Below are 23,937 nucleotides of genomic sequence, written 5' to 3'. Positions count from 1 at the left end.
TTATCCAATAAGATGATTCCTAATATTCATCATCATTGGGTTTAAATCGTAGTTCTTTCGTTATTCAAAACATGATCGCGTATTACTTAGTTAAATCAAAATTTGTCTTAATACTGCTGCTGAAAGCATGCTAATCACAACGGTAGGCAATAACGAAAAACGTGATGCTGCAAATAGGGTAATGGCTATCGCAATCAGATCGGCAGGATTATCTTTGACAAAAATAGGGCGCAATCACTGATATCAAAACACAGCCGGGGACAACTTCCATAATTTGATGTTGTTTGTTGGTGAGGCTACGGTTTTTCAGTAACACATAACCCAAGATGCGGGTCAGGTAAGTGGTTAAGGCTATAAATAGAATCGCGATCAGGGTGCTAGTGTGGATCATGCATCATCTCCAATTAGGAAAAATGCAGAAGCAATACCCGTAACTGCGCCAATCGGAACATACCAGCCCGCTGGGAGATAAAAATACGCCAGAGATGCGGCAATCAAACTGACCAGCCATGGGCGCGCCGCTTTAAAGCCTTTCCACATACCACGCAGTAAAACAAGAAATACAGCAGGGAAGGCCATGTCAAAACCAAGTCGACTAATATCGCCAAGTATCGGTCCAATTATTGCCCCTAGCGTGGTAAAGCCAACCCACATCAAATATAGAGCACAGCATAAGCCTGCATAGAACATTAAACTAAAGGCGCGCTGAATTCCCAAAACATTAGATTTTTTTTGCGCATCAGCCAAACCCACAGCCCAACTTTCATCGCACATAAAAAATAAAGCGGTATAAACCGTACGATTCGGTAAATGTCGTAAATACGGGACAAGGCTCGCCCCCATTAATAGGTGCCGACTATTCACTAAAAACGTAATAAACATCAGCATGAGAATATTAGGGGGATTGGTCCAAACTTCCAAAATGGCAAATTCAGATCCACCGGCAAAGTTAAGGCCAGTCAAAAGCGGAACTTCTAAACTAGAAAATCCTTTATGTGTTGCCTGAGCACCCAAAACTAATGCAAAAGGAATAATGCCCAGCAGCATTGGAATAGATGTTTTTAGACCTCGTTTAAACTCAATAGAATGCTGTGAATGGGTGTGATTGAGTGTACTTTGTCTAAACATCAACATGACGTTTTCCATGAAGCGAGATCAAAAGCAATATTTTATGAATATCTAAGCAGCATTTGGCAGCTATTTTATGTAATATTGCTTTTATTGTGCAATGAAATTGCTAAAATAAAGATTATTGTGAAATTTAGTGCCTTTATTGATGGATCAGATAGATAAACGCATTTTGCAAGCATTACAGCAAAATGGAAAGCTACAAAATAATGAATTGGCCCAACTAGTTGGTTTATCACCTTCGCCGTGTTTGAGACGGGTCAAGCAACTAGAAGATGAAGGCTATATTGAGAAATATGTGGCTTTACTGAATCAGTCAAAATTGAATTTAAGTTTAACGGTATTTGCGCGGATTTGGCTAAAAGGTCAAGATGCAAAAACCGTGAATGATTTTGTCGCAGCGATTCAAACGATGCCTGAGGTGGTTGAATGTCAACTCATGGCAGGGGATTGTGACTTTTTCTTACGTATCGTCGTGGCAGATTTAGAAGCCTATCGAAAGTTTCAGATTCATCATTTAACGCAGATCGCCAGTGTGCAAAATGTAAAAACAGAGATACCGTTACAGGCCGTTAAACAAACTACAGCGCTTCCATTGGATTGATGTTCGTGTCTTAAATTAAGTTATTGAGCCTGATCATATTTATAACTTTGTTTAAAACTTCATCTCTAGAAAGTAGGATGCTTATTATTTTTTATCAAATGGTTAAAAAATAACGTTCACAGGATTTTAAAATATAAGCATAAACATATATTTAGTTGTGAAAATTAAAGCTGTTGATGAAGTAATGAATGCTGAAGCATCTTTTATGAAAAAGTCGTGTGCAAGCGTAAAACTATCGTGCTAAACTAGGAGAAATCGGGTGTGCTCCCGATTTTTTTATGCGGATTTGTTCCGCGCTGACAAGAATTTAGGTTTACAACATGCCCATTTCAGAGACATGGTTATTACCTGATGGTGTAGCTGATGTACTGCCAGAACAGGCGCAAGTGATTGAATCTTTGCGTCGTGAAGCATTAGATTTCCTCGCATCTCGAGGTTATCAGTTGGTGTACACGCCATTCATTGAATACATCGAATCTCTATCTTCTCTTTCAGAATCGAATCAAGATTTAGACTTAGCCACTTTTAAAGTGATCGATCAACTTTCAGGTCGTTTGCTTGGTGTGCGTGCCGATATGACACCACAAGTGGCTCGTATTGATGCGCATGTACATCCTGTCGAAGGTGTAGCTCGTTATTGCTACGCTGGTACAGTACTACATACTAAACCACAGGGTTTTAATACCACACGTGCACCTTTACAGTTAGGTGCAGAATTATTTGGTTCAGACAGCATTGATGCTGACGTTGAACTGATTGATGTCATGATCAACTTGCTTGCTAAAGCAGGTCATGCAGATGGTATCCATCTTGATTTAGGGCATGTCGGTTTATTCCGCAGCATGGTGAAACAAGCTGGCTTGAGCAAAGCAGTTGAACGTCAGTTATCTGACTTGTATCAACGTAAAGCTTTACCTGAACTTGCTGAATTCACACAAAAGCTTCCATTCGGTCAAGATTTTTATACCTTAGGTCGTTTTGCAAGTGATTTAGATGCGTTACAAGCAAATTTAAGTGCTGAAGTTTTAAATAACGAAGCATTTAAACTTGCATTTGATGCAGTGAAATCGACACAAGCCGCAATTCAGGTGCGTTGGCCAGAACTACATATTGGTATCGATGTTGTAGAACTTCGTTCATATCATTATCACACTGGTTTAATGTATGCCGTATATGCACCAAACCGTGCTGCGCCATTGGCTCAAGGCGGTCGCTATGACGGTATTGGTGAACACTTCGGTCGCGCGCGTCCAGCGACAGGTTTCTCTTGTGATCTATATGCATTAACTGCAGGTCAAGTTCAGAAAAGCCAAGTTTTGGTTGCACCAAACGGCATCGAAGCAGATTTATTAAAGGCAATTGAGGCAGCACGTACCGAAGGGTTCAGTGTGGTTCAATTGTTAGGTAATGATGATTTAAGCTCAGCACCGTATGCAACGCACCAGTTGGTGAATGCAAATGGCGAGTGGACAATCAAACAAATTTAATCTCGGATGTGCCTGCGGGCACACACGTTTTTTCCAATTTTAACAGCATGATGCAATGAGGCTATTATGGGCAAGAATGTTGTGGTACTTGGTACCCAATGGGGCGACGAAGGTAAAGGTAAGATCGTCGACCTGCTCACAGATCAAGCGGCTGCGGTAGTTCGCTATCAAGGCGGACACAACGCAGGTCATACACTTGTGGTTGGTGGTAAGAAAACTGTTTTACACCTCATTCCATCTGGTATTTTACGTGACAACGTATTGTGCTTAATTGGTAATGGTGTTGTTTTATCACCTGAAGCTTTAATCCACGAAATGGAAGTTTTAGAAAAAGAAGGCGTGCCTGTACGTGAACGTCTACGTATTTCTCCAAACTGTCCGTTGATCCTTCCACACCATATCGCCCTTGACCAAGCACGTGAGAAAAAACGTGGCAATGCGAAAATTGGTACAACAGGTCGTGGTATCGGTCCTGCATACGAAGACAAAGTGGCTCGTCGTGCAATCCGTGTTGCTGACTTGGTTCGTGGTGGTGCTCATCTTAAAGCTCAACTAGAAGAGCTTCTTGAATACCATAACTTCCAATTGACTCAATTCTTCGGTGTTGAAGCCGTTAAAGTTGAAGATGTAATCGCTCTATGTGACGAATGGCGTAAAGTCATCGAACCTATGGTGATGGACGTGACTGGCGAACTTCATGCTTACCGCAAAGCAGGCAAGAAAATCATGTTTGAAGGCGCGCAAGGTTCACTTCTTGACGTTGACCACGGGACATACCCGTATGTTACTTCTTCAAACACAACTGCTGGTGGCGTAAGCTCTGGTTCAGGTCTTGGTCCATTGCACCTTGACTATGTATTGGGTATCACTAAAGCGTACACAACTCGTGTAGGTGCTGGTCCGTTCCCAACTGAACTTGTTTATGATGCTGCTAACGATGTTGGTGATGCAATCGGTAAACACTTGGGTACTGTCGGTTCTGAATTTGGTGCGTCTACTGGCCGTCAACGTCGTTGTGGTTGGTTCGATGCTGAAATTCTACGTCGTTCAGTAGAAGTAAACTCACTTTCTGGTATTTGCTTAACTAAACTAGATGTTCTAGATGGTTTAGAAGAAGTGAAAATCTGTGTAGGTTACGAAGCAGCTGATTCTGGTTGTGTAGGTTCTTCTGATGCGCTTGCATTTGAAACTTTAAAACCAATCTACGAAACCATGCCAGGTTGGTCTGAGTCTACTTTCGGTGCGAAATCACTAGATCAATTGCCACAAAATGCAATTAACTACGTGAAACGTTTAGAGCAATTGATTGAATGTCCAATCGACATCATTTCAACTGGTCCAGACCGTGATGAAACAATCGTATTACGTCATCCATTCGACGCATAATGTGCTGTTGAATTAAGATGTCAAAAGCCTCGCGATAGCGGGGCTTTTTTTATAGGGCGAAGAATAAAAATTCAAAAAATGACAGGTATTATTAACTGATAAACGCAGTAACATCCGAAGTGCCATTTGATTCAAATAAAAGAATGATACGCGGTAAGGTCATCCGCAAGTGTTTGAGACAGGACAACTTTTAATTAAAAATGTTATTGCAATACTGTGAATAATTTGACACTAGTGAACGAGTTTTGTCGGTGAGGTGCATTGCACCGCAAGATGGTTTCCTTGCGAAGCACGCTTCTCATTTTACCTAATGAGAAACATTGTTTCATATGTGTACCTCCAGCCGAAGTCTAATCCCTGTATTTAAACCCAAGATGTAAGACTCCGTCGAATATACTTAAAAGTATTTAAAAAATGTGAAATTATTTTTACGGGGTAACATCAGATATTAAATTTAAATAATGGAAAAATAAAGATTTTGAAAAAAATAAGCATAAAAATATTGAGTCAGTCAATTTTTTGTATATATTTGACACTCTTTATAAATAACTAGAGATCATGATGAATTATAAAAAATCTTTGGCATGCTTTGCCGTAGCAGCTTCTTTATCAGGTTGTACCACGATTGCTGATCTTGCAGGTGCCGATTCTGCATCATTGAACTTACAGGCAACTCAGTCTTATAACGCAATGCTGAAAGATGCACAAAGCAAACAAGTTCTTGATACCAAATCTGCGACATATCAAAAAGTAAACCGTGTATTTTTGAAAATGAAACCATTTGCAGATCAGATGAATCAAACGGGTCAGGCTTTTGATTGGAAAGTTGCCGTAATCAAGTCTAAAGAAATCAATGCCTATGTTGCACCCGGCGGGAAAGTTGTTTTCTATACAGGAATCGTCGAAACCCTCAAACTCACGGATGATGAAGTCGCAGCAATCATGGGTCACGAAATGGTTCATGCTTTAGAAGAACATGCAAAAAATAAAATTGGCGCTTCAGCACTGACCAATCTTGCAGTGAGTATAGGTTCACAATACGTAGGTAATGCAGCAGGTGGCTATGGTGCAACCTTGCTTGACTTGGGGAGTCAATTTGGTGTGGGCTTGCCGTATTCACGTAATTTGGAAAGTCGCGCGGATAAAGGTGGCCTAGTGATGATGGCAAAGGCTGGATACAATCCAGAAGCGGCGATTTCATTGTGGAAAAAAATGAATGCGAATGATAACAGTGGCAACGACGCACTGAGCAAATTTATGTCTACACACCCAAGCAATAATGACCGTATTGCTGCTATGCAAAAAATGATGCCGGAAGCGCAGCAATATTATAAAAATGCGACACCATCGAGTGTACGTCGTTAATATCTGCGGTTTTCAAGACTAAAGTTGCATTTTAGTACGCTATACACTTTGTGGTGAGTTGCTAAAATGCAATTTAAATTAGGAAGAGAAGTGCAGGATGCAGAAGAATATTTCGACCACCATTTTTTATTCTTTATTATTTGCGATGGGGGGAGCACCCACTATTGCTATGATGATCATTCGTGCCCAAACTCAAGATCCACAATTAATTTATCAAGCCCTGATTGGGTTGTCGGTGATTATTGCCTGTATTCTTGTGCCCATAGTTTTGATACAAAATGCTGTCCTATTTTTTAAGCGAAAAAATGTGCAGTTAGAAGAAAAAATTAAGCCATTAATGCATGTGTATTTGGGCTTGAATGTGGTTTGTTTAATCTATTGGTTGGTTCTTCAATTTTCAGCTTAAAAAAATTACATAAATACTATTATAAGTCGCTATAACTTCGTTTTAAGCTCCAAACCATAAGAATATAATATCCGTAAATTCACTTATATTTTAATGGTCTGGAGTTTCCTTAATGAAAAAAATAATTCTAACGAGCCTGTGTATGGCCGGTGTAATGACGATTTCGGGCTGTGCGACAGTGGCAGATATGGCAGGAGCGGATACTGCTACATTGAACGCGCAAGCAACACAAAGTTATAACAAAATGGTGACAGATGCGCGTTCTAAAAATCAGCTCGATACCTCTTCGAGTACATATAAGCGCATTAATACTGTATTCCAAAAACTGCGTCCTTATGCAGACCAAATGAACCAAACGGGTCAAGCGTTCCAATGGCAATTGGCGGTTATGAAATCTGATCAAGTCAATGCCTTTGTAGCTCCAGGCGGTAAAGTTGTATTTTATACAGGTATTGTCAATAAACTGAATTTAACCGATGCAGAAATTGCAGCAGTTATGGGACATGAAATGGTCCATGCTCTTGAAGAGCATGCAAAAAGTAAATTGGGAGCGCAAGCCTTAACTGATCTTGCATTGAATATTGGTTTAAGTGCGGCAGGTAATAATGTCGGTCAATTGGGTACTGCGGCCGCGCAGTTGGGTAGTCAAATTGGTATAGGTCTGCCTTATTCACGTTCTCTGGAAAGCCGTGCTGACCAAGGTGGTTTAATGTTAATGGCACGTGCAGGTTATAACCCACAAGCGGCGATTACACTTTGGGAAAAAATGAACAAGCTTGAAGGTGCGGGAGGTTCATCATTCCTGTCTACGCATCCATCAAACTCACAACGTATTGAAGCGATGCGTAAAAATCTACCTGCAGCGCAGCAGATTTATAACCAACGTCGTTAATTCATAAGAATTAATTATCCGTTTAAAAAAGCAGGCCGTGGCCTGCTTTTTTGTATTTAATAGTTTGAAAAGTTCTTATATGGCATACCTATATCAGGCGCAATAAAAAAGGCAAAGTAAAAACTTTGCCTTTTTGCACTAGAGATCAGAAGATCTTAGTGGTGGTGACCGCCTGCACCGTGTACGTGACCGTGTTCAAGTTCTTCAGCAGAAGCCTCACGGATTTCAACGATTTCAACTTCGAAAGTTAAATCTTGACCAGCAAGTGGAAAGTTCGCATCAACAACAACGTTGTCGCCTTCAACCGCTTTAACTGTCACGATTTGAACGCCGTCATCAGTTTGAGCTTGGAATTGCATACCTGGTTGGATGTTATCCACGCCTTGGAACATTTGAGCAGGAACTTCTTGAACGAGATCAGGATTGTATTCGCCATAACCTTCAGCAGCAGGTACAGTTACAGTGAATTTTTCACCAACTGTTTTGCCTAAAAGAGCTTTTTCAAGACCTGGAATGATGTTACCAGCGCCGTGCAAATATGCTAGTGGCTCACCTTGAGATTGGTCGAGAGTTTCACCCTCTGCATTAGTCAATGTGTAGTGGAAAGAAACCACAGAGTTATTTGCAATAGCAGTCATGTTATTGATCCATTCAATTTTTTAAGGGTTACATCATAAAGTGAAATTGCACTTTTGTAGACTAAATTTATCAAAAAAATGCAATTTTTAAATGCTTATGATGCTTTTTTCATTAATCGGGGCAAATCTGTAAATTTCAATGCAATTTAATTTTAGGCGCAATTTTTCGTGTAACAAAATCTTTAGCCGTTAATAGTCCTGCATGTGCGTAGCCGTAAATTGTGGCTTGATGCATTCGATAAAGTGAAACGTACATTGATTTAGCAACAAAGCCTTGAACATTGACCTGACCTAAAAGTTCACCAACCGCTTTATGCTTGCTTAATGAGACTAGGGAGCCTTTGTCTGAAAATACGAACATTGGGAGTTGTTGACCACGGATACGCGCCTTTAAACAATCCACGAGAAATGACGCTTGTTGGCTAGCAACTTGAGCGCGTGGGCCGAGGACAGGCTCATCTGCACGCGGTTGGCAATGTGCACAATCACCAAACGCGAAAATATCTGGGTGTGCCTTAGTTTGTAATGTTGCATATACACTTAAACGCCCCATGCGGTCTTTTTCAAAGCCTTCAAGTTTAGAAATTACTTCTGGTGTTTTAATGCCTGCCGCCCAAACTTTTAGTTCGGCTTTAATTTTGCTTCCATCATTAAAATAAACATGTTCAGCATCGACTTTTTCCACACGTTTAGATGTCAAGACTTCAATTTTCATGCGTTTTAATTGCTGCTGAGCATGCTCGGCCATTTTTTCAGGCAGTGCAGGCAGAATCCGATCAGCACCTTCAATTAAATTGATCTGTACGCTTTGCGGATGAATTTTATTTAAACCATATTTATAAAAATTATTTTTGGCTTCAACCAATTCTGCTGAAAGTTCAACCCCCGTTGCACCTGCACCAATAATGGCAATTTTCAACTCACGTGCTGTATTACTATTTTGTGCATCCAAATACAACTGTAAGAGATCTTGTTGGAAGATTTCAGCTTGTTGTAGGCTGTCCAAATAGTGGCAATGTTCATACACGCCTGGTGTATTAAAATCGTTGGAAACTGAGCCTAAAGCAAGAACAAGGGTGTCATAACTCAGTTGCAGTTGTTCTTGAGTAGATTCATATTTACCTTGTTGGACTTTGCTAAGCTGAATGGTTTTTTCAGCAGGATTGACATCTTCAAACTTAGCCAACACAAATTCATAATGATACTTCGCAGCATGCGCATAGTAGTTAATTTCTTCTTCACTAACCGACATTGTACCTGCGGCAATTTCATGTAAGAGGGGTTTCCATACATGCGTAAGTTTCATATCTACGAGCGTAATGCGTGCTTTCTTTTTTTTACCGAGTAAATCACCGAGTTGGGTGACTAGTTCTAAACCACCGGCACCACCACCGACAATGACAATATGGTGTAACTTGGAGTCATCAGCGTTATTCATTGAATTACCTATTTTATTATTGTTGAAAAAAAGAAGATGGCACGAGTATGCCATCTTCTTTTTTGCACGAATAACGAATTGTCTTACAAGTTACATAATCACATCATTGACCTAAAGGGTAGGTTTTAACTTCTGCTGAATCCGTATTAAAGATGCTAAAAAGACCTTTGATCCACATCATGAAACGCTCAAAAATATTGGCTTCTTCAATTTGCACGTCATCTTCAATATCAAAGGTATTAATCAATTGGTTATTTTGATAAACCGTAACGGTGGCTAATTTCATCACTTCAGCTAAAGGCGCAGTAAGTTCTTTTTCCTTCACTTCAACACTCAGTTTAGTCTGTGTTTCATGAAGTGGTTCAATGGCTTGAATTTGGCCATTGCCTGTATTTAAAAGAATACGTTGCTGTGTAGGGTCAAAAGCTTTTAAATCGATGGCATAAGCTTGATCATAAAGTGAAGTAGTAATCAGCTTAGGTTGTTGAGTTTCTACCTTAAACATTTTCAAGGTTGATTTAACCACAGGTAATTCTGCAATTAATTGCTTATCTTTGATTGCAACTTCATTACGTGTATAGGTATAAGCCAAGTTCATGAGGTTGTGTGCTACTTCTGCACGTTTTAATCCACTTTTTGCCCCTAATACCACAACAATCAAACGACGTTCTGGCGCGTCAGGATTCGCGATCAAACGGTTGGCTGTTAAAGCTAAATTATAACCTGCAGCTTTAGTAAAACCTGTTTTTAAGCCATCAACGGTAGGATCTTGTTTGAGTAAAATATTAGTTGCATGGTGGAAACGGTGATTATAACTAAAACTTTGTTGTTTAGAATAATTCAAATAGTCAGGTGTTTCAGTCACCAGTGCTTGCCCTAAACGTGCAAGGTCAGCCGCCGATGAATAATGTTCTGGCATAGTAATACCGGCTGGATTTTGAAAATTGGTATCATTCATACCCAAAGCTTTAGCTTCTTTGTTCATGCGTTCAATAAATTTTGGAATATCACCAGAAATGCGTTCAGCTAAAGTCACAGCGGCATCATTGGCAGACATGACCACAAGACCTGCCAAAAGCTGATCAACTGAAATTTGTTCGCCTGTTTTGAGATACATTTGTGATTCATCCCATTGAACCACTTGTACAACTGGGGTTGCGGTTAGGATTTCATTTTTCTTTAAATGACCTGCTTTAATTTCCTTTAGAGCAATATAAGCCACCATCATTTTGGTAAGTGAAGCAGGGGCACGCTGAACATGGCTATTATGTTCTGCAATCACCTGACCCGACTGAGGGTCTAAAATGGTCCAAGCTTCAGCTTCAACGGTTTCAGGGACAATATTTAAAAGGGCAGCATTTGCTATCGTGGAGCATAGAAAACTAAGCAGCGCGATGAGGTAGATCACGTGTTTCAATGAGGTTCCTTAACCAACCATTCCGTTGGTGGTAAAACGAAAAAATTTTTAGGCATGCTATGCCTTTTTTTTTCTGCTGACTAGTCATAATTGTAGACAATTGCGACAGTTCCGCATTCAGTTGTAAAAAATGTTAATCTAATTGATAAGTTATCTTTTACTAATTTTATATCGCCCATTATGTTGCATTATCAAATCGAATTTGACGATTATCGTCAGCATCTAGTCCATGTCACTGCACGTTTCTTGGCAAATCCAACACAGGTGCTTTCTTTACCAACTTGGATTCCCGGAAGTTACTTAATCCGAGAATTTTCGAAGCATATCGAAGCTGTTCGAGCTTATGATGAAGATGGGCGTTTGTTACAAATAGAGAAATTTGAAAAAAATAAATGGCGCTTATTTAATACAGATCATGAGTTGATCACGGTTGAATATGATGTATATGCCTTCGATTTGTCGGTCCGTGGTGCTTATGTTGATCAAAGCCGTTTATACGTCAATCCAGCTTGCGCATGTTTAGGTTTAGTTGACCAAGAACATACAGCCATTGAGGTTGAAGTATTCTTGCCACCCGAGTTAAAACATTTCCAACTTGCGACTGGATTGAAGTCAAAAAGTTTAGTGAAAGGTCGTTATACCTTGTATGCTGATAACTATGCTCAGTTAATTGATGCACCGTTTGAATTGGCGGAACAAACCCGTTTCAGTTTTGAAGCCAACGGCATTCCACACGAATTTGTGGTTTCGGGCAAACATGCCATGAACGCGCAGCGTATGCAGCAAGACATTGAAAAAATTTGTTCGACAGAAATTTCCATGTTTGGTTCAGCACCATTTAAAGACTATACCTTTATGACCATGGCAACGGCGAATAGCTATGGTGGTTTGGAACATCCAAACAGTACGAGTTTAATTAGCCCGCGTGATGATTTACCAAAAGCTAATGAACCTGTAGAGCCTTCGGCAGATTATCAACGTTTCTTAGGTTTATGCAGCCATGAATATTTCCATTCATGGTTAGTAAAGTTTATCCGTCCAGAAAACTTTGTGAATTATGATTTGAACAAAGAAGGCTACACTTCTTTGCTTTGGATATTTGAAGGTTTTACATCGTATTATGATGATTTGATTTTATTGCGTAGTGGTGTGATCAATCAGGATTCATATATCAAGCTTTTGAAAGCACAAATTGATCGCTATTTACAAAATCCAGGTCGTGAAATTCAAACTGTTGCTGAGTCAAGTTTTGATGCGTGGGTGAAATTCTACCGTCAGGATGAAAACTCAAATAATGCAGGTACCAGTTACTATAATAAAGGCTGCCTCGTGGCGCTGTGTTTAGACCTTGGCTTACGCCTACGTGGTTCAAGTCTTGATGCCCTAATGCGTAAGCTATATGAAAACGCACAAAACGGCATTCAAGTGAATGAACGGACTATTTTCAATTTATGCAATGAATTGACGGGTGATGATTGGTTAGAACAAATCAATCATTTGATTAATACTACGGATGAATTGCCGTTAGACCAATTATTCCCTGAGTTTGGCTTGAGCTATACGCTTAAAAATGACAAATCATTGCCATTTGGTCTAAAACTTGCTGATAAGCCTGAAGGAATGTTGGTTCAGTCCGCTCGCCGTGATGGTGCAGCTGCAAAAGCTGGCTTGTCTGCGAACGATGTGATTATTGCAATTGATGGTCTAAAAGCAACCGTTAAATTGGCAGAAAAATATGCCAAGCAAGACGGAACTTATACCGTACTAGCATTCCGCCGTGATGAGTTGATGAGCTTTGAAGTGAAAGCTGCAGGTTCAGAATTAACTGAAGTTGAACTTAAAGTGGAAGATCAGGCTAAAGCTGAGAAGTGGTTGAAGGCTTAATTTGATAAGTATTTAATTTTCATGTAAAACCCATACTTAGGTATGGGTTTTTTATAAGAAAATGAATAGTAAAAATTTAATAATTGGAATTTCGATAACTGTAATTTGGTTCTTAGTGATAGTACTGTTTTGCGTTCAAAACAATTTTGTATTTACCAATAGAGAGCTGAATTCACTAGGGGACTTCCTTGCAGGTATCTTTGCTCCAGTTGCTTTTCTTTGGTTAATACTCGGGTATCTCCAGCAAGGTAAACAATTAGATCAAAATACTAAAGCGTTGGAACAGCAAGAAAAAGCGCTACAGTTGCAAATTGAAGAAATGAAAAATGGAATTGAGCAGCAAAAACAGTTGGTTCAAACACAAAAAGAATAACAGTTGGAACAACGAAAACAGTTATTTCCAAAAATTTTTATTTCAGATTTTCACGCAAGAGCTGCTTTTGGCAATGATCTATCTGCTGATAATAGCTCGGGTGAGTATATTTACAATAATGTTGTATTTATTACTATATATTTTAATTTAGAAAACTTAGGTGAAGAAGCCTATCACTTTAAAATTATTGAAAAAAATAGTCTAGAGTGTTTGGAGCAAATAGATGTTTTGAAAAGATAAGAAACCTATAAAATTAAATTACATCTATCAACAAAATTGGTTGATCAATTGAATTTAAACAAAATATTAGATGAATTCTTCAATCTTTCTTATGAGTGTAAAAATGGGGTGAAAATTCAAAGAGATTTATTGATGCAATTGTATCCAAGAAATGTAAATTCCCCTTTTTTTCATGTAAACATGTATTTAGATGATTAGTTAAAGTAAATAGTAAAAAAGCCCACATCTGTGAGCTTTAATTTCTATCGAATAAAATTTTTAATTAATAGATAACTGCTTTTTTTGCATGACATTTATAAAAACTCAGTTCTTGAGATTTTGCTCTCAAATCTTCTGCAAGTTGTTGAGTCACGATTTGTTCAATATGTTGAGCATTTAATTTTGGCTTGATATATGCAGCTTCAGTAATCTGCCCAATAGTTTTACGTTGTATTAATTCGAGATCTAAATAATTTTGAATAATTTCATCTTTTTCAGAATATTCACGACAAACTGAAATAACAATGCGACCGGTTTGGATTGATTCGGATAACATCGTTGCACTATCTTCAGTAACAAAAATATATTCACTTCGCTTTAACACATCGCAAATAGAAGTTTTAGAACAAGTATTCACAAGCTCAATATTTTTATCTTTTAACATTTGAATCACATGTTCTGATAACGCAGGTGTTCTACGAGAACATACGACTGACGCCTGAATTTGATGGTGATCTGCGAATTGAACAAATTGCTGAATCATCTCTTCAAAGTCTTGATGGGTAAAAGGGTACTCTTTTGTCGGTCCACCAATTAACAGGCATGCTTCATGATTCGACGGAATATGCGCTAAGCGAGTAATTTTATTAGGTACAGCACCTGTAGGAATAATGATTTGTCGACCTGAATGATCTTCTGGAATCGTTGTAATAGTCCAATCAATAAGTCGCCAATTAAATTTACGTGTACCGCCTGCATAAATAAGTGGGATATTGAAACGTTGAGATAAATAAGCGGCATAAATTAAATTAGGCATACCTGAACAGACGATAACGTCGGTATGCTCTAAATTTCTTGGTAAGAATTTAAAGTATAAGCGCCCAAGTGTGCGAAACAAATTTGGGAAATGAGACAATTTCTTAAAAATACTCACTGTACGTTTAGGTAAAGTGGGGATTGCAAACTGCTCAGATTGTAGATAAAAGCGCTTTTCAATCATTTCACTGACAGCGATTGCTGGATTTAAATGTCCAATTCGGTTGTCATGAATAATTAATACTTTGCTTCTATTGTGTGTAGATGTGCTGCTCATTTTTGAAGTTCAAATAATCAACGTTTATATTGTTATAACTTATTATAGTGTCGAAATATGAAAATAATCTTAAATAATTGTTAGGTTTATAAAAAAATGTAAAGGCCTACGTAGATTGTAGGCCTTTTTTGAAGCTTTATATCAACGTCCGTTACGACCGCGGCCACGAGGGGCTTTAGTATTCGGACGAGTTGTGCCATTGGTACGGCGTTTGGGTTTTTCGCTCTCATCCATTTGCCAGATACGTTTTGTACCTGACTTTTTCACTGAGCCATCTTTATTCTTACGAACCATTGGCTTACCACCTGTACCGCCTGGTTTTTTCACATAAGAGCGCGAACGGTAAGGTTCTTCTGCAGGTACATTTTGAAAGTCAGGGTACAGTAAAGGCTCAATTTCTTTGGTTTCACCTGGTTCTAAAGCCAATTGAACTAAATCGATGGCACCAATACGTGTACGAATTAAACGTAAAGTCGGGAAACCTACTGCTGAAGTCATACGACGAACTTGACGGTTACGGCCTTCGCAAATTTGGATTTCAACCCAAGAGGTTGGAATGTTTGCACGGAAACGTACAGGAGGATCACGATTCCATAACCATTCTGGCTGTTGCACTTTAATGGCTTTGGCTGGCAAAGTCATACCATCTTTTAGCTCAACGCCTTTACGTAATTGTTCAAGCGCTTCTTCTGTGATGTCGCCATCGACTTGCACTAAGTAGGTTTTGAACTTTTTATTTTCAGGATTGGTGATGTACTGATTTAAACCACCATGATCGGTTAAAAATACCAAACCTTCGGAGTCCATATCTAAACGACCTGCAATACGTAGACTAGGATCGTCCACGAAGTCAGATATGGTCATATGCGCTTCGTCTTTACGGAATTGGGAGAGCACGTCATATGGCTTGTTTAAGATGACGATTTTCATAGGAAATAACTTCTATTAAATACAATAATTCAAATTGGTTAAGATTTATTCAATAGGGAAATGCAGCTATTTCCCATCTAAATCTCAAAAAAGGTAGATTTGCTTTAGAGTATTATGCGTGAAGCGCAATTAAAAGTCTTATCAAACAGCAATTATTTTTCACTCGCTTCTCAGGGAGGATCATAAAAATGGGTTATCAGAAGATCGTCGTTCCAGTGGATGGGACAAAAATTACAGTAAATTCAGACTTATCATTCAATGTTCCCAATAATCCAATTATTCCATTTATTGAAGGCGATGGTATTGGTGTTGATATCACTCCAGTGATGAAAACCGTGGTGAATGCCGCAGTACAAAAAGCTTATGGTGGAAAACGTGCCATAGAATGGATGGAAGTCTATTGTGGTGAAAAAGCCAATAAAATTTATGGCACCTATATGCCCGAAGAAACCTTTGAGGCTTTACGCGAATTTGTGGTTTCAATTAAAGGGCCGTTAACGACGCCTGTCGGTGGCGGTATTCGTTCGCTGAATGTTGCATTACGTCAAGAATTAGACCTCTACGTCTGTGTGCGTCCTGTACGTTGGTTTAAGGGCGTTCCTTCACCCGTTCAGCATCCTGAACGTACAGACATGGTGATCTTCAGAGAGAATTCAGAAGATATCTACGCAGGGATTGAATGGAAAGCAGATTCGCCTGAAGCCAAGAAAATGATCAAATTTCTTAAAGAGGAAATGGGTGTTACTAAGATTCGTTTTGAGGAAAATTGCGGTATCGGTATTAAGCCTGTATCTAAAGAAGGTTCTCAGCGTTTGGTTCGGAAAGCTATTCAATTCGCCATTGATAATGATAAGCCGAATGTCACCTTGGTGCATAAAGGTAATATCATGAAATATACCGAAGGAGCGTTTAAAGAGTGGGGCTATGAAGTCGCACTTGAGCGCTTTGGTGGTGAATTGCTAGATGGTGGTCCTTGGGTCAAAATAAAAAATCCGAAAACTGGCAAAGAGATCGTGATTAAAGATGCGATTGCAGACGCTTTTTTACAACAAATTCTCATGCGTCCGACCGATTATTCAGTCATTGCTACCCTAAATTTAAACGGTGACTATATTTCAGATGCTTTGGCGGCAGAAGTTGGCGGCATTGGTATTGCTCCGGGTGCCAATATTGGTGGCGCTGTGCAAGTATATGAAGCAACACATGGCACTGCGCCTAAATATGCGGGTCAAGACAAAGTAAACCCTGGGTCTATTATTCTGTCTGCAGAAATGATGCTGCGAAATATGGGCTGGACAGAAGCGGCAGATCTAATTATTAAAGGTATTGCGGGGGCGATTGAAGCCAAAACAGTGACCTATGATTTTGAAAGACTTATGAAAGGTGCAAAACTCTTGCGTTGTTCAGAGTTTGGACAAGCCATCATTGAGCATATGGACTGAGTTTATTTGCCAATCTAAGTGTAAAAAATGCTAGGTGAAAAAAGGACTGAATGATTCAGTTCTTTTTTAGGACTAAACATTAAAAACACAGAATCATAGCTTCTCAATACCATTCAAAAAACAGCAATCAAAAGGTGACTTCACGCAATCAATCAGATGGTCTGGCATGCTTATCATGTTACTAAAAGTTTAAAACCGCACTATTCGAGTGAACTTAAGTAATGCAGAAAATAGAGGGGGATTGATTTCAAATTAATTATTCTCCAGAAATTTTACAATGACGTAATTCGAAACATTTATCGGGTTGGATCCTTAAAAATTAGCGGTACATTGGTTGTTGTCCTTTAGTAGATGTACATCTAGTAACAGTACATTGTGACACTTATGATGATAAGGAGAAATGAAATGTCTCGTAAACAGCATCAACAAAACCAACAATCTGATCAACAACAGCAGCAAAATGATCAGCAACAGCAACAGCAACAGCAACAGCAACAGCAACAGCAACAGCAACAAGACCAAAAGAAACAGAAACAACAGCCGCATCAACGAAATCAGCGTCAACAACATCATTAGTAGGCTAAAGACTTTGTGAATCAAAGTTCATTTGGCCTAATGGTTTTTAATTGATCGAAATTTAAGTTTTATACGTAGACGAGAAGGAGATGAATTTGTCTAAGAAAACCAAATCACTTAAAAAGGAAATTAAAGCGAGGTTGAACAAAATTTCAAAGCATAATTCTGCTTTGAAAAAGTTAAAGAAAAAGCTGAAAAAAGCTTAGTCCATTCACGATTTATCAAAAAGAAAAGACCTATTTAAATAGGTCTTTTCTTTATATACATGATTGGTGATGTAGTTGAATGTCTTGTGATCTACCTAGACGAGATGCTTACTTAATTTTGCTGTTCGAGTGAACCAAAAGAGTTGCATTGTTCCAATGCAGAGTACGCATGCGGCCAAAATAAATTGCTGTGAATAATCAATACCAATTCGCTGTAAAAAACTAAAGCTTAAACCGCCAATCAATTGAATAGATGCAAAGCACAGGGTTGCAATACTCCAGAGCTTTTTATAGGCGCTACCATAGATTTGCAGAATGGTATAAGAGGTGAGAAAAACCACTGCTGGATTGAGCAGGCCTGTAGCAAAAGAAGATAAAAAAGTAAAAAGTGGATGGATATTAATAATTGCTATAAAAATCGCCAAGACATAGCTGCTATATAATATTTTAAGAGCACTAATATTTCCCAGTTTTTGTGCCAAGCAGTAAGCAGCAAAGGCTCCTAAAGCACTTCCTAGACCATATAAAATCCAATTGAAATTGATCCCGATCGGGCTCAGGTGTAGGGTGTGAGTTAAATAGTCAATCCAAAATAATGAATGGGGCACGTAAGCAAATGCACTGGTGCTATACACAATTAAGAGACAATAGAAAATTCCATCGACTTTATGTTCTACTGCAGGAATCGCGGTGAGTGTTGTGAGCTGTAATTTAAAACTCTTCAAAAGCACGCTGAGTAACATACAAATCAGGCTTGAAAAAGAAAACAAAATCAACCAAGCCCACATTGTCGAAATATCTTGGATGTAAGGCAAAAATAGCGTTGCCATTAACACCCCTAAGCCAATACCACTGAAACCAATAAAGTTGATTTTAAAGCGGTCTTGAAGCTGTGAACATTGGGCCACGACACTTGGGGAGAGGATCATTAGTAAGCCGCCGCTGATCCCTGAAATAACGCGCCAAGTGCTATACCAAAGTTCTGAAAAACCTGAAAATGCACAACTGAGCAAACTGAGTGTCCCTGCAATAGCTGCGAGTTGGATATAATTCACCATGCTTTTATTTTGGGGTAATTTCATGGCCCAAAATGCACCGATCAAGTAGCCGAGCAAATTGGCACTGCCTAAGATGCTGGCAAAACTCGGGCTCCAACCAAATGCTTCACGGGTTGAAGGGAGGAGTGCGGTATAGGAAAAACGTAATATCCCGATGCCTAGGCACATGCTTAGACAGAGAAATAGGCTCAGTTTAATTTTGTTAGAGAACATCCTGTACTCATGTATTTTTATGATTGGTTAAAAAATAACATGAATAGGCTATAGAAAAATCAACAGATCTTAAAGTTTTGACTAAGGTCTAAGCTAAAAATTAATTCTTAAAAACTTAACTATTCAAAAAGATAGCTGTGGTGTGCGTACAGTAAGAAATCAAATTTAAAGATACAGTAATAAAAAACCGTACATGGCGTACGGTTTTTTATTTTTAAAGCACTTATGAATTAACGCATTTTCGCCAAGAAACGACCTAAACGAGTGAGTGCTTCACGTAGTTCATTTTCAGCAGGCAAGAACACCACACGGAAATGATCAGGTGTCGGCCAGTTAAAACCTGTACCTTGAACCAAAAGTACTTTTTCAGCACGGAGGAAATCTAACATGAATTTCTCATCGTCTTGGATTGGGTAAATTTCAGGATCCAATTTAGGGAAGCAGTACATAGCACCCTCTGGTTTCACACAAGATACACCCGGAATATCATTCAACATTTCCCAAGCAATGTTGCGTTGTTCATATAAACGACCGCCCGGACGGATGAGATCATTAATTGATTGATAACCGCCTAAAGCTGTTTGAATCGCATATTGCGCTTGGTGGTTGGCGCATAGACGCATCGACGCCAACATGTCTAAACCTTCAATGTAATCTAGCGCGCGTGATTTATCGCCTGTAATTGCCATCCAGCCTGAACGGTAACCGGCAATTCGATACGCTTTAGATAAGCCATTGAAAGAAATACACAGCTGATCGCCCGCCAATGACGCAACAGAAACATGTTCAATACCGTCATAAACGATCTTGTCGTAAATTTCATCAGCAAACAAAATTAAGTCGTATTTCTTTGCGAGAGCTACAATTTGCTCAAGCACATGACGTGGGTAAACCGCACCTGTTGGGTTGTTCGGGTTAATCACCACAATACCGCGAGTATTCGGGGTGATTTTACTTTCCATGTCGGCAATATCTGGATACCAGAAATTTTCTTCATCACATTTATAGTGAATAGCAGTACCGCCAGAAAGGTTAACTGCCGCTGTCCAAAGCGGATAATCCGGCATAGGCACTAGCATTTCATCGCCATCGTCGAGCAAGCCTTGCATTGCCATCACAATCAGTTCAGATACGCCATTTCCGACATACACGTCATTGACGTGCATGTTTAAGATGCCTTTTTGCTGATAATACTGACAAATCGCTTTACGGGCAGGGAAGATGCCTTTTGAGTCTGTATAACCAATTGCATTAGGCAGGTTGAGTGCCACGTCGTTAATAATTTCTTGAGGTGCTTCAAAACCAAAAGGAGCAGGGTTACCAATATTTAATTTAATAATTTTATGGCCTGCCTCTTCCATCTCATTGGCCGCTCGTAACACAGGTCCGCGAATGTCGTAGCAAACATGCTCGAGCTTAGACGATTTCTTAATTTCGCGTGGGGTGTTAAACGTATTCGGCATTTTTATATTCTCGGAAAGAGTGGAGGTCACTTTTGCATAACGGTATAAATAGCTTTTAAATGTCTCGGTCGTTACTAAATCGAGATGATGTTCGTCTCTGAGTAAAGCAACTATTTTTTCATGCGTAAACCCTGCCTGTTGATATTGTTTGATCACGGGCAGCAGATTTTTAAAAATTACGCTCTTTTTCTGCGACATTTTTTAATCCTGAGCAAGAGTAGCGCTAAGATTATCACTAAAGTTGCTCACAAAAAAGCATTTAATTTTGTATTTTGCTCACCATGATTTTATATTTGCTTACTTTTTGCTTTTTGGGTCATTATATAGATTTTGTAAATTGTTGAATAAAGACTAGAAATTTAAGATTGAATGACGTAAATATAGGATTATCCTATTTTAAATACCACGATATAAAGGGACGTCATCATGGGAAAACTCAATAAAACAGAAAGAGAATGGCAAAGAGAATTGTCGCCAGAAGAGTTTCGCATAACGCGTCAGAAAGGCACGGAGCAAGCTTTCACTGGAAAATATTGGAATACGAAACAAGCTGGCACGTATGTATGTCGTTGTTGCGGGGAACCGCTTTTTTCTTCTGAAACAAAATACGATAGCGGTTGTGGTTGGCCGAGCTTTTATAAGCCGATTGAACCTGCTGCAGTAGAAGAAAATGTAGATACGACACACGGTATGGTCAGAACAGAAATTGTTTGTCATCATTGTGACGCACATTTAGGGCATGTTTTTACTGATGGCCCACAGCCGACTGGATTACGTTATTGTATTAATTCGGCATCCTTAGAATTAGAAACAAAACAAAAAAATGATGAGGAAACTTATCCATGACCACCATTCACCAGTTTGAAGCAGAATTACTGGACGGAAGTAATAAATCCTTTGCAGATTATGAAGGCAAGGTTTTATTAATTGTAAATACCGCTAGTAAATGTGGGTTTACTCCTCAATTTGCTGGTTTGGAGAAAATTTACGAACAATATAAAGATCAAGGTTTTGAGGTTTTAGGTTTTCCATGCAACCAATTTGGCGGACAAGATCCGGGTTCAAATGATCAAATTGGCGCATTTTGTCAAAAAAACTATGGCGTATCTTTTCCGATGTTTGCCAAAGTGAATGTAAAAGGCCCTGAGGCGCATGTGATTTTCCGTTATTTAACCAATAACTCGAAAGGCGTATTGGGTAATGGTATTAAATGGAACTTCACCAAGTTTTTAATTGGCAAAAATGGGCAAGTTATTAACCGCTATGCACCCACGACCAAGCCTGAAACATTGAATGAAGATATTGAAAAAGCTTTAGCTCAGTCAAAATGAAGTGAATTATTGGCCGAACTGAGGTTGATATAAAGGCGCGGAAGCGTCTTTATTTTTTTGGATGTTTTATACTGAAGTGTCTTTATTTGAAGGTCATAACATTGTTTAAGCAGATGGTTAAACGTCGAATTTGTGTTTTAACGTTTTTTTTACTCGTATGTGTGGGGATAGCTTGGGCAGATAGCAGTCCAATTGTATCTGAACCTACAAAAATGTCTGTTGTTGCAAGCAATCTAGACCGTACTACAGATGCTCGGGTCAACGCATTATTGCAAATATTAAAAACACCTATAGAAGAATACCAACCTACGCGTGTTGCAGATGTAATTGATCCACATGTAAAACCGAAAATGTATGAAGTCTCTTGGGTAAATGCACCGCAATATGTGCTGTCTGCGTCTGAGATGAAAACATATAAACAACCTCTCAAACTACAGCTCACTGTGATTGCTGCAACAGGCTATATTGGTAGCTCAAAACTCATTGCAAGTTCAGGCTCTAAAAACTTTGATCAAAAAGTACAAAAATCCTTATTAGTTGCACGACTTGAACCTATTCCGATGGTTGATAAAAATCTCAGTTATACCGTTGAACATGAATTTACTCTTCATCCACCTCAATAAGCTTATAGCATAAGGCAAATTTTAAGTTCCATAAATGATCTGTTATTACTGGTGCATCTAATTGATAATGAAAGATATTACTTTGCAACTAGCTAAAACCATTCAGGTGGCTGTTTATCTTTTCGCTTTACAACAATTCGTTATGACCATACTTATTTTTCATACAGCGTTTAACACTGAGCGAACCTCGAACATTTAAATTGAGTGGTACATTTGATTTCTAATGGTTTTCAGTGATTTCTTAATAATTGTTTATAAATAATTATTGCTAGATGATTAGCTCTGAATGATTGTTAAGAAATGACACAAATAAAAATGCCCCAAATTAGGGGGCATTTATTTTAAGCAGAACACTTTAAATCAATTAAAGCACTGCTTTTAAGCGACGAATCACTTCTTCACATTGTGTAATATCGGCAACGAGGGCTAAACGGACATGGTTTTCACCCGGATTACCTTGTGCTGTATCACGTGATAAATAACGGCCTGGAAGCACTTTAACGTGTGCTTTTTCCATAAGCATTTTGGCAAAAGTTTCATCATTATCCACTTTTAACCAGTAGTAGAACCCTGCATCAGGTTTTTGTAATGGTAGTAGGTGACCCAGTTCGCGTTGGAATAATTCAAATTTTGCACGGTACTGGACGCGGTTTTCTTCGACGTGTGCTTCGTCATCCCAAGCTGCAATTGAAGCTAACTGGTGTTGAACAGGCATCGCAGCGCCATGATAAGTACGGTATTGTAAATAAGGTTTTAAAAGTGCCGCGTCACCTGCAACAAAGCCAGAACGCATACCGGGTAAGTTAGAGCGTTTAGACAATGAGTGGAATACCACGCAGTTTTTATAGTCATCACGGCCCATTTCAGCACAGACTTCAAGCAGACCAACAGGTGCTTCATCAAACCAAAGCTCTGAGTAGCATTCATCAGATGCAATCACAAAATTATATTGGTCAGACAGTGCAATCAGTTTTTTAAACTGTTCTTTAGAAAGTACCGCACCTGTAGGATTACCCGGTGTGCAGACAAACAGTAAAGCGGTTTTTTCCCAAACTTCAGCTGGCACAGCGTCAAAGTCGCCAAGGTAGTTATTTTCTTCTGTACAGTTGATGAAGTAAGGTTCTGCACCCGCAAGTAAAGTTGCGCCTTCATAGATTTGGTAAAACGGATTTGGCATCACCACATAAGGGGTGTCTTCACGTTTAACCAAAGCTTGTACAAACGAGAAGATCGCTTCACGTGTACCTGACACAGGCAGGACGTTGGTGTCTGCACTGATGCTATTGAGTTTAAAGCGACGGGTTAACCAGTTTGCAATGCTCGTACGAAGCTCAGGTAAACCCTTGCTGTTTGGGTAAGTGGATAAGTGCTGAAAATTATCAATAATGGCCTGTTTCACAAACTCTGGTGCAGGATGCTTTGGTTCACCAATCGATAGGGGAATCAAAGGCAAATCTGCGGGTTTCACATCCTGAAATAGCTTATTTAGCTTTTCAAATGGATAAGGGTGCAATAATGACAAACTGGAGTTCATGGAATGGATACC

Annotated in this window: 23 protein-coding genes and 1 pseudogene; 14 read left to right on the top strand and 10 right to left on the bottom strand. The window is 39.1% G+C overall.

The genetic code is table 11. The features are described from left to right. Positions 1-90: 90 nt before the first annotated feature. Positions 91-391: pseudogene (locus MST18_RS10250) on the bottom strand (AzlD family protein). Next, positions 388-1,134 carry an AzlC family ABC transporter permease gene (locus tag MST18_RS10245; RefSeq protein ID WP_180077558.1) on the bottom strand — a complete coding sequence of 249 codons (747 nt, stop codon included), beginning with the start codon at positions 1,132-1,134 and terminating at the stop codon, positions 388-390. Before MST18_RS10245 ends, MST18_RS10250 begins: the two are co-directional and overlap by 4 nt. A 142-nt stretch (positions 1,135-1,276) precedes the next feature. On the opposite strand from MST18_RS10245, the gene MST18_RS10240 reads away from it, so the two are divergent. From MST18_RS10240 to MST18_RS10215, 6 genes are all read left to right on the top strand, one after another. After that, positions 1,277-1,732, top strand: a complete 456-nt coding sequence (locus MST18_RS10240; RefSeq protein ID WP_078189073.1) for an Lrp/AsnC family transcriptional regulator — start codon at positions 1,277-1,279, stop codon at positions 1,730-1,732. Positions 1,733-2,052: 320 nt separating this feature from the next. Further along, positions 2,053-3,219, top strand: a complete 1,167-nt coding sequence (locus MST18_RS10235) for an ATP phosphoribosyltransferase regulatory subunit (protein ID WP_180077560.1) — start codon at positions 2,053-2,055, stop codon at positions 3,217-3,219. 66 nt (positions 3,220-3,285) lie between these two features. After that, entirely contained in the window at positions 3,286-4,605 is a 1,320-nt protein-coding gene (locus MST18_RS10230) for an adenylosuccinate synthase (protein WP_078189071.1), read from the top strand. Between the two features lie 561 nt (positions 4,606-5,166). Continuing rightward, positions 5,167-5,970: a M48 family metallopeptidase gene (locus tag MST18_RS10225; protein WP_180133554.1), complete on the top strand. Its 804-nt coding sequence runs from the start codon at positions 5,167-5,169 to the stop codon at positions 5,968-5,970. A 97-nt stretch (positions 5,971-6,067) separates the two neighbouring features. Further along, positions 6,068-6,376 (top strand): hypothetical protein, encoded by a 309-nt coding sequence (locus MST18_RS10220; protein ID WP_078194385.1) that lies wholly within the window; start codon positions 6,068-6,070, stop codon positions 6,374-6,376. A gap of 112 nt (positions 6,377-6,488) precedes the next feature. Beyond that, positions 6,489-7,268, top strand: coding sequence for a M48 family metallopeptidase (locus tag MST18_RS10215; protein ID WP_078194384.1), 780 nt, complete (start codon positions 6,489-6,491; stop codon positions 7,266-7,268). 155 nt (positions 7,269-7,423) lie between these two features. Here the strand turns inward: MST18_RS10215 and MST18_RS10210 are convergent, their stop codons facing one another. The 3 genes from MST18_RS10210 to MST18_RS10200 form a co-directional block, all read right to left on the bottom strand. Next, positions 7,424-7,906 (bottom strand): peptidylprolyl isomerase, encoded by a 483-nt coding sequence (locus MST18_RS10210; protein WP_078194383.1) that lies wholly within the window; start codon positions 7,904-7,906, stop codon positions 7,424-7,426. Between the two features lie 136 nt (positions 7,907-8,042). Then, complete coding sequence (locus tag MST18_RS10205) at positions 8,043-9,344, bottom strand: NAD(P)/FAD-dependent oxidoreductase (protein ID WP_180133553.1); 1,302 nt, start codon at positions 9,342-9,344, stop codon at positions 8,043-8,045. Between the two features lie 103 nt (positions 9,345-9,447). Continuing rightward, a complete protein-coding gene (locus tag MST18_RS10200; RefSeq protein WP_180133552.1) occupies positions 9,448-10,761 on the bottom strand; it encodes a D-alanyl-D-alanine carboxypeptidase PBP6B in 1,314 nt (437 codons plus the stop codon). 180 nt (positions 10,762-10,941) lie between these two features. On the opposite strand from MST18_RS10200, the gene MST18_RS10195 reads away from it, so the two are divergent. The 3 genes from MST18_RS10195 to MST18_RS10185 all read left to right on the top strand — a co-directional run bounded on the left by MST18_RS10195 (position 10,942) and on the right by MST18_RS10185 (position 13,258). After that, complete coding sequence (locus tag MST18_RS10195; protein ID WP_078194379.1) at positions 10,942-12,645, top strand: M61 family metallopeptidase; 1,704 nt, start codon at positions 10,942-10,944, stop codon at positions 12,643-12,645. Between the two features lie 61 nt (positions 12,646-12,706). After that, positions 12,707-13,018 carry a hypothetical protein gene (locus MST18_RS10190; RefSeq protein ID WP_257222730.1) on the top strand — a complete coding sequence of 104 codons (312 nt, stop codon included), beginning with the start codon at positions 12,707-12,709 and terminating at the stop codon, positions 13,016-13,018. 3 nt (positions 13,019-13,021) lie between these two features. Further along, the gene (locus MST18_RS10185) at positions 13,022-13,258 is read left to right on the top strand and encodes a hypothetical protein (protein ID WP_257227531.1); all 237 of its coding nucleotides are present in this window, start codon (positions 13,022-13,024) and stop codon (positions 13,256-13,258) included. Between the two features lie 262 nt (positions 13,259-13,520). Here MST18_RS10185 and MST18_RS10180 read toward each other — a convergent pair whose 3' ends face one another. Beyond that, positions 13,521-14,549 (bottom strand): ELM1/GtrOC1 family putative glycosyltransferase, encoded by a 1,029-nt coding sequence (locus tag MST18_RS10180; RefSeq protein WP_180133551.1) that lies wholly within the window; start codon positions 14,547-14,549, stop codon positions 13,521-13,523. A 141-nt stretch (positions 14,550-14,690) separates the two neighbouring features. Next, the gene (locus MST18_RS10175) at positions 14,691-15,479 is read right to left on the bottom strand and encodes an rRNA large subunit pseudouridine synthase E (RefSeq protein WP_180133550.1); all 789 of its coding nucleotides are present in this window, start codon (positions 15,477-15,479) and stop codon (positions 14,691-14,693) included. Between the two features lie 188 nt (positions 15,480-15,667). On the opposite strand from MST18_RS10175, the gene icd reads away from it, so the two are divergent. Both icd and MST18_RS10165 read left to right on the top strand, forming a co-directional pair. Next, complete coding sequence (gene icd / locus MST18_RS10170) at positions 15,668-16,921, top strand: NADP-dependent isocitrate dehydrogenase (RefSeq protein WP_180133549.1); 1,254 nt, start codon at positions 15,668-15,670, stop codon at positions 16,919-16,921. A 405-nt stretch (positions 16,922-17,326) separates the two neighbouring features. Beyond that, positions 17,327-17,497 (top strand): hypothetical protein, encoded by a 171-nt coding sequence (locus tag MST18_RS10165; RefSeq protein ID WP_180133548.1) that lies wholly within the window; start codon positions 17,327-17,329, stop codon positions 17,495-17,497. 301 nt (positions 17,498-17,798) lie between these two features. Here MST18_RS10165 and MST18_RS10160 read toward each other — a convergent pair whose 3' ends face one another. After that, positions 17,799-18,974 carry a YbfB/YjiJ family MFS transporter gene (locus tag MST18_RS10160; protein ID WP_180133547.1) on the bottom strand — a complete coding sequence of 392 codons (1,176 nt, stop codon included), beginning with the start codon at positions 18,972-18,974 and terminating at the stop codon, positions 17,799-17,801. A gap of 230 nt (positions 18,975-19,204) precedes the next feature. After that, complete coding sequence (locus tag MST18_RS10155; protein WP_078189059.1) at positions 19,205-20,635, bottom strand: pyridoxal phosphate-dependent aminotransferase; 1,431 nt, start codon at positions 20,633-20,635, stop codon at positions 19,205-19,207. Positions 20,636-20,863: 228 nt separating this feature from the next. Between MST18_RS10155 and msrB the strand changes: the two genes are divergently transcribed. From msrB to MST18_RS10140, 3 genes are all read left to right on the top strand, one after another. Beyond that, the gene (gene msrB, locus MST18_RS10150; RefSeq protein WP_111885906.1) at positions 20,864-21,283 is read left to right on the top strand and encodes a peptide-methionine (R)-S-oxide reductase MsrB; all 420 of its coding nucleotides are present in this window, start codon (positions 20,864-20,866) and stop codon (positions 21,281-21,283) included. After that, on the top strand, positions 21,280-21,768 hold the full coding sequence (locus MST18_RS10145; protein ID WP_111885907.1) for a glutathione peroxidase: 489 nt from the start codon (positions 21,280-21,282) through the stop codon (positions 21,766-21,768). The genes msrB and MST18_RS10145 overlap by 4 nt, the downstream gene beginning before the upstream one ends. Before the next feature lie 212 nt (positions 21,769-21,980). Next, positions 21,981-22,391 carry an energy transducer TonB gene (locus MST18_RS10140; protein ID WP_180133546.1) on the top strand — a complete coding sequence of 137 codons (411 nt, stop codon included), beginning with the start codon at positions 21,981-21,983 and terminating at the stop codon, positions 22,389-22,391. 364 nt (positions 22,392-22,755) lie between these two features. Here the strand turns inward: MST18_RS10140 and dapC are convergent, their stop codons facing one another. Continuing rightward, on the bottom strand, positions 22,756-23,925 hold the full coding sequence (dapC, locus tag MST18_RS10135) for a succinyldiaminopimelate transaminase (RefSeq protein ID WP_180133545.1): 1,170 nt from the start codon (positions 23,923-23,925) through the stop codon (positions 22,756-22,758). Positions 23,926-23,937: the final 12 nt, after the last annotated feature.

Origin of the sequence: Acinetobacter sp. YH12068_T (genome assembly GCF_024606005.1) — a bacterium.
Classification (GTDB): domain Bacteria; phylum Pseudomonadota; class Gammaproteobacteria; order Pseudomonadales; family Moraxellaceae; genus Acinetobacter; species Acinetobacter amyesii.
The sequence above is the reverse complement of the archived record's forward strand: the minus strand, read 5'-3'. Positions and strand labels throughout refer to the sequence as shown.

Excerpts from the sequence above, each read along its gene's own strand:
- MST18_RS10190 (WP_257222730.1), top strand. The coding sequence starts at position 12,707 with ATGAATAGTAAAAATTTAATAATTGGAATTTCGATAACTGTAATTTGG.
- dapC (WP_180133545.1), bottom strand. The coding sequence starts at position 23,925 with ATGAACTCCAGTTTGTCATTATTGCACCCTTATCCATTTGAAAAGCTA.
- MST18_RS10240 (WP_078189073.1), top strand. The coding sequence starts at position 1,277 with ATGGATCAGATAGATAAACGCATTTTGCAAGCATTACAGCAAAATGGA.
- MST18_RS10145 (WP_111885907.1), top strand. The coding sequence starts at position 21,280 with ATGACCACCATTCACCAGTTTGAAGCAGAATTACTGGACGGAAGTAAT.
- MST18_RS10180 (WP_180133551.1), bottom strand. The coding sequence starts at position 14,549 with ATGAGCAGCACATCTACACACAATAGAAGCAAAGTATTAATTATTCAT.
- MST18_RS10205 (WP_180133553.1), bottom strand. The coding sequence starts at position 9,344 with ATGAATAACGCTGATGACTCCAAGTTACACCATATTGTCATTGTCGGT.
- msrB (WP_111885906.1), top strand. The coding sequence starts at position 20,864 with ATGGGAAAACTCAATAAAACAGAAAGAGAATGGCAAAGAGAATTGTCG.
- MST18_RS10245 (WP_180077558.1), bottom strand. The coding sequence starts at position 1,134 with ATGTTGATGTTTAGACAAAGTACACTCAATCACACCCATTCACAGCAT.
- MST18_RS10235 (WP_180077560.1), top strand. The coding sequence starts at position 2,053 with ATGCCCATTTCAGAGACATGGTTATTACCTGATGGTGTAGCTGATGTA.
- MST18_RS10160 (WP_180133547.1), bottom strand. The coding sequence starts at position 18,974 with ATGTTCTCTAACAAAATTAAACTGAGCCTATTTCTCTGTCTAAGCATG.
- icd (WP_180133549.1), top strand. The coding sequence starts at position 15,668 with ATGGGTTATCAGAAGATCGTCGTTCCAGTGGATGGGACAAAAATTACA.
- MST18_RS10165 (WP_180133548.1), top strand. The coding sequence starts at position 17,327 with ATGTCTCGTAAACAGCATCAACAAAACCAACAATCTGATCAACAACAG.
- MST18_RS10215 (WP_078194384.1), top strand. The coding sequence starts at position 6,489 with ATGAAAAAAATAATTCTAACGAGCCTGTGTATGGCCGGTGTAATGACG.
- MST18_RS10155 (WP_078189059.1), bottom strand. The coding sequence starts at position 20,635 with ATGTCGCAGAAAAAGAGCGTAATTTTTAAAAATCTGCTGCCCGTGATC.
- MST18_RS10140 (WP_180133546.1), top strand. The coding sequence starts at position 21,981 with ATGTCTGTTGTTGCAAGCAATCTAGACCGTACTACAGATGCTCGGGTC.
- MST18_RS10220 (WP_078194385.1), top strand. The coding sequence starts at position 6,068 with ATGCAGAAGAATATTTCGACCACCATTTTTTATTCTTTATTATTTGCG.
- MST18_RS10195 (WP_078194379.1), top strand. The coding sequence starts at position 10,942 with ATGTTGCATTATCAAATCGAATTTGACGATTATCGTCAGCATCTAGTC.
- MST18_RS10210 (WP_078194383.1), bottom strand. The coding sequence starts at position 7,906 with ATGACTGCTATTGCAAATAACTCTGTGGTTTCTTTCCACTACACATTG.
- MST18_RS10225 (WP_180133554.1), top strand. The coding sequence starts at position 5,167 with ATGAATTATAAAAAATCTTTGGCATGCTTTGCCGTAGCAGCTTCTTTA.
- MST18_RS10175 (WP_180133550.1), bottom strand. The coding sequence starts at position 15,479 with ATGAAAATCGTCATCTTAAACAAGCCATATGACGTGCTCTCCCAATTC.
- MST18_RS10230 (WP_078189071.1), top strand. The coding sequence starts at position 3,286 with ATGGGCAAGAATGTTGTGGTACTTGGTACCCAATGGGGCGACGAAGGT.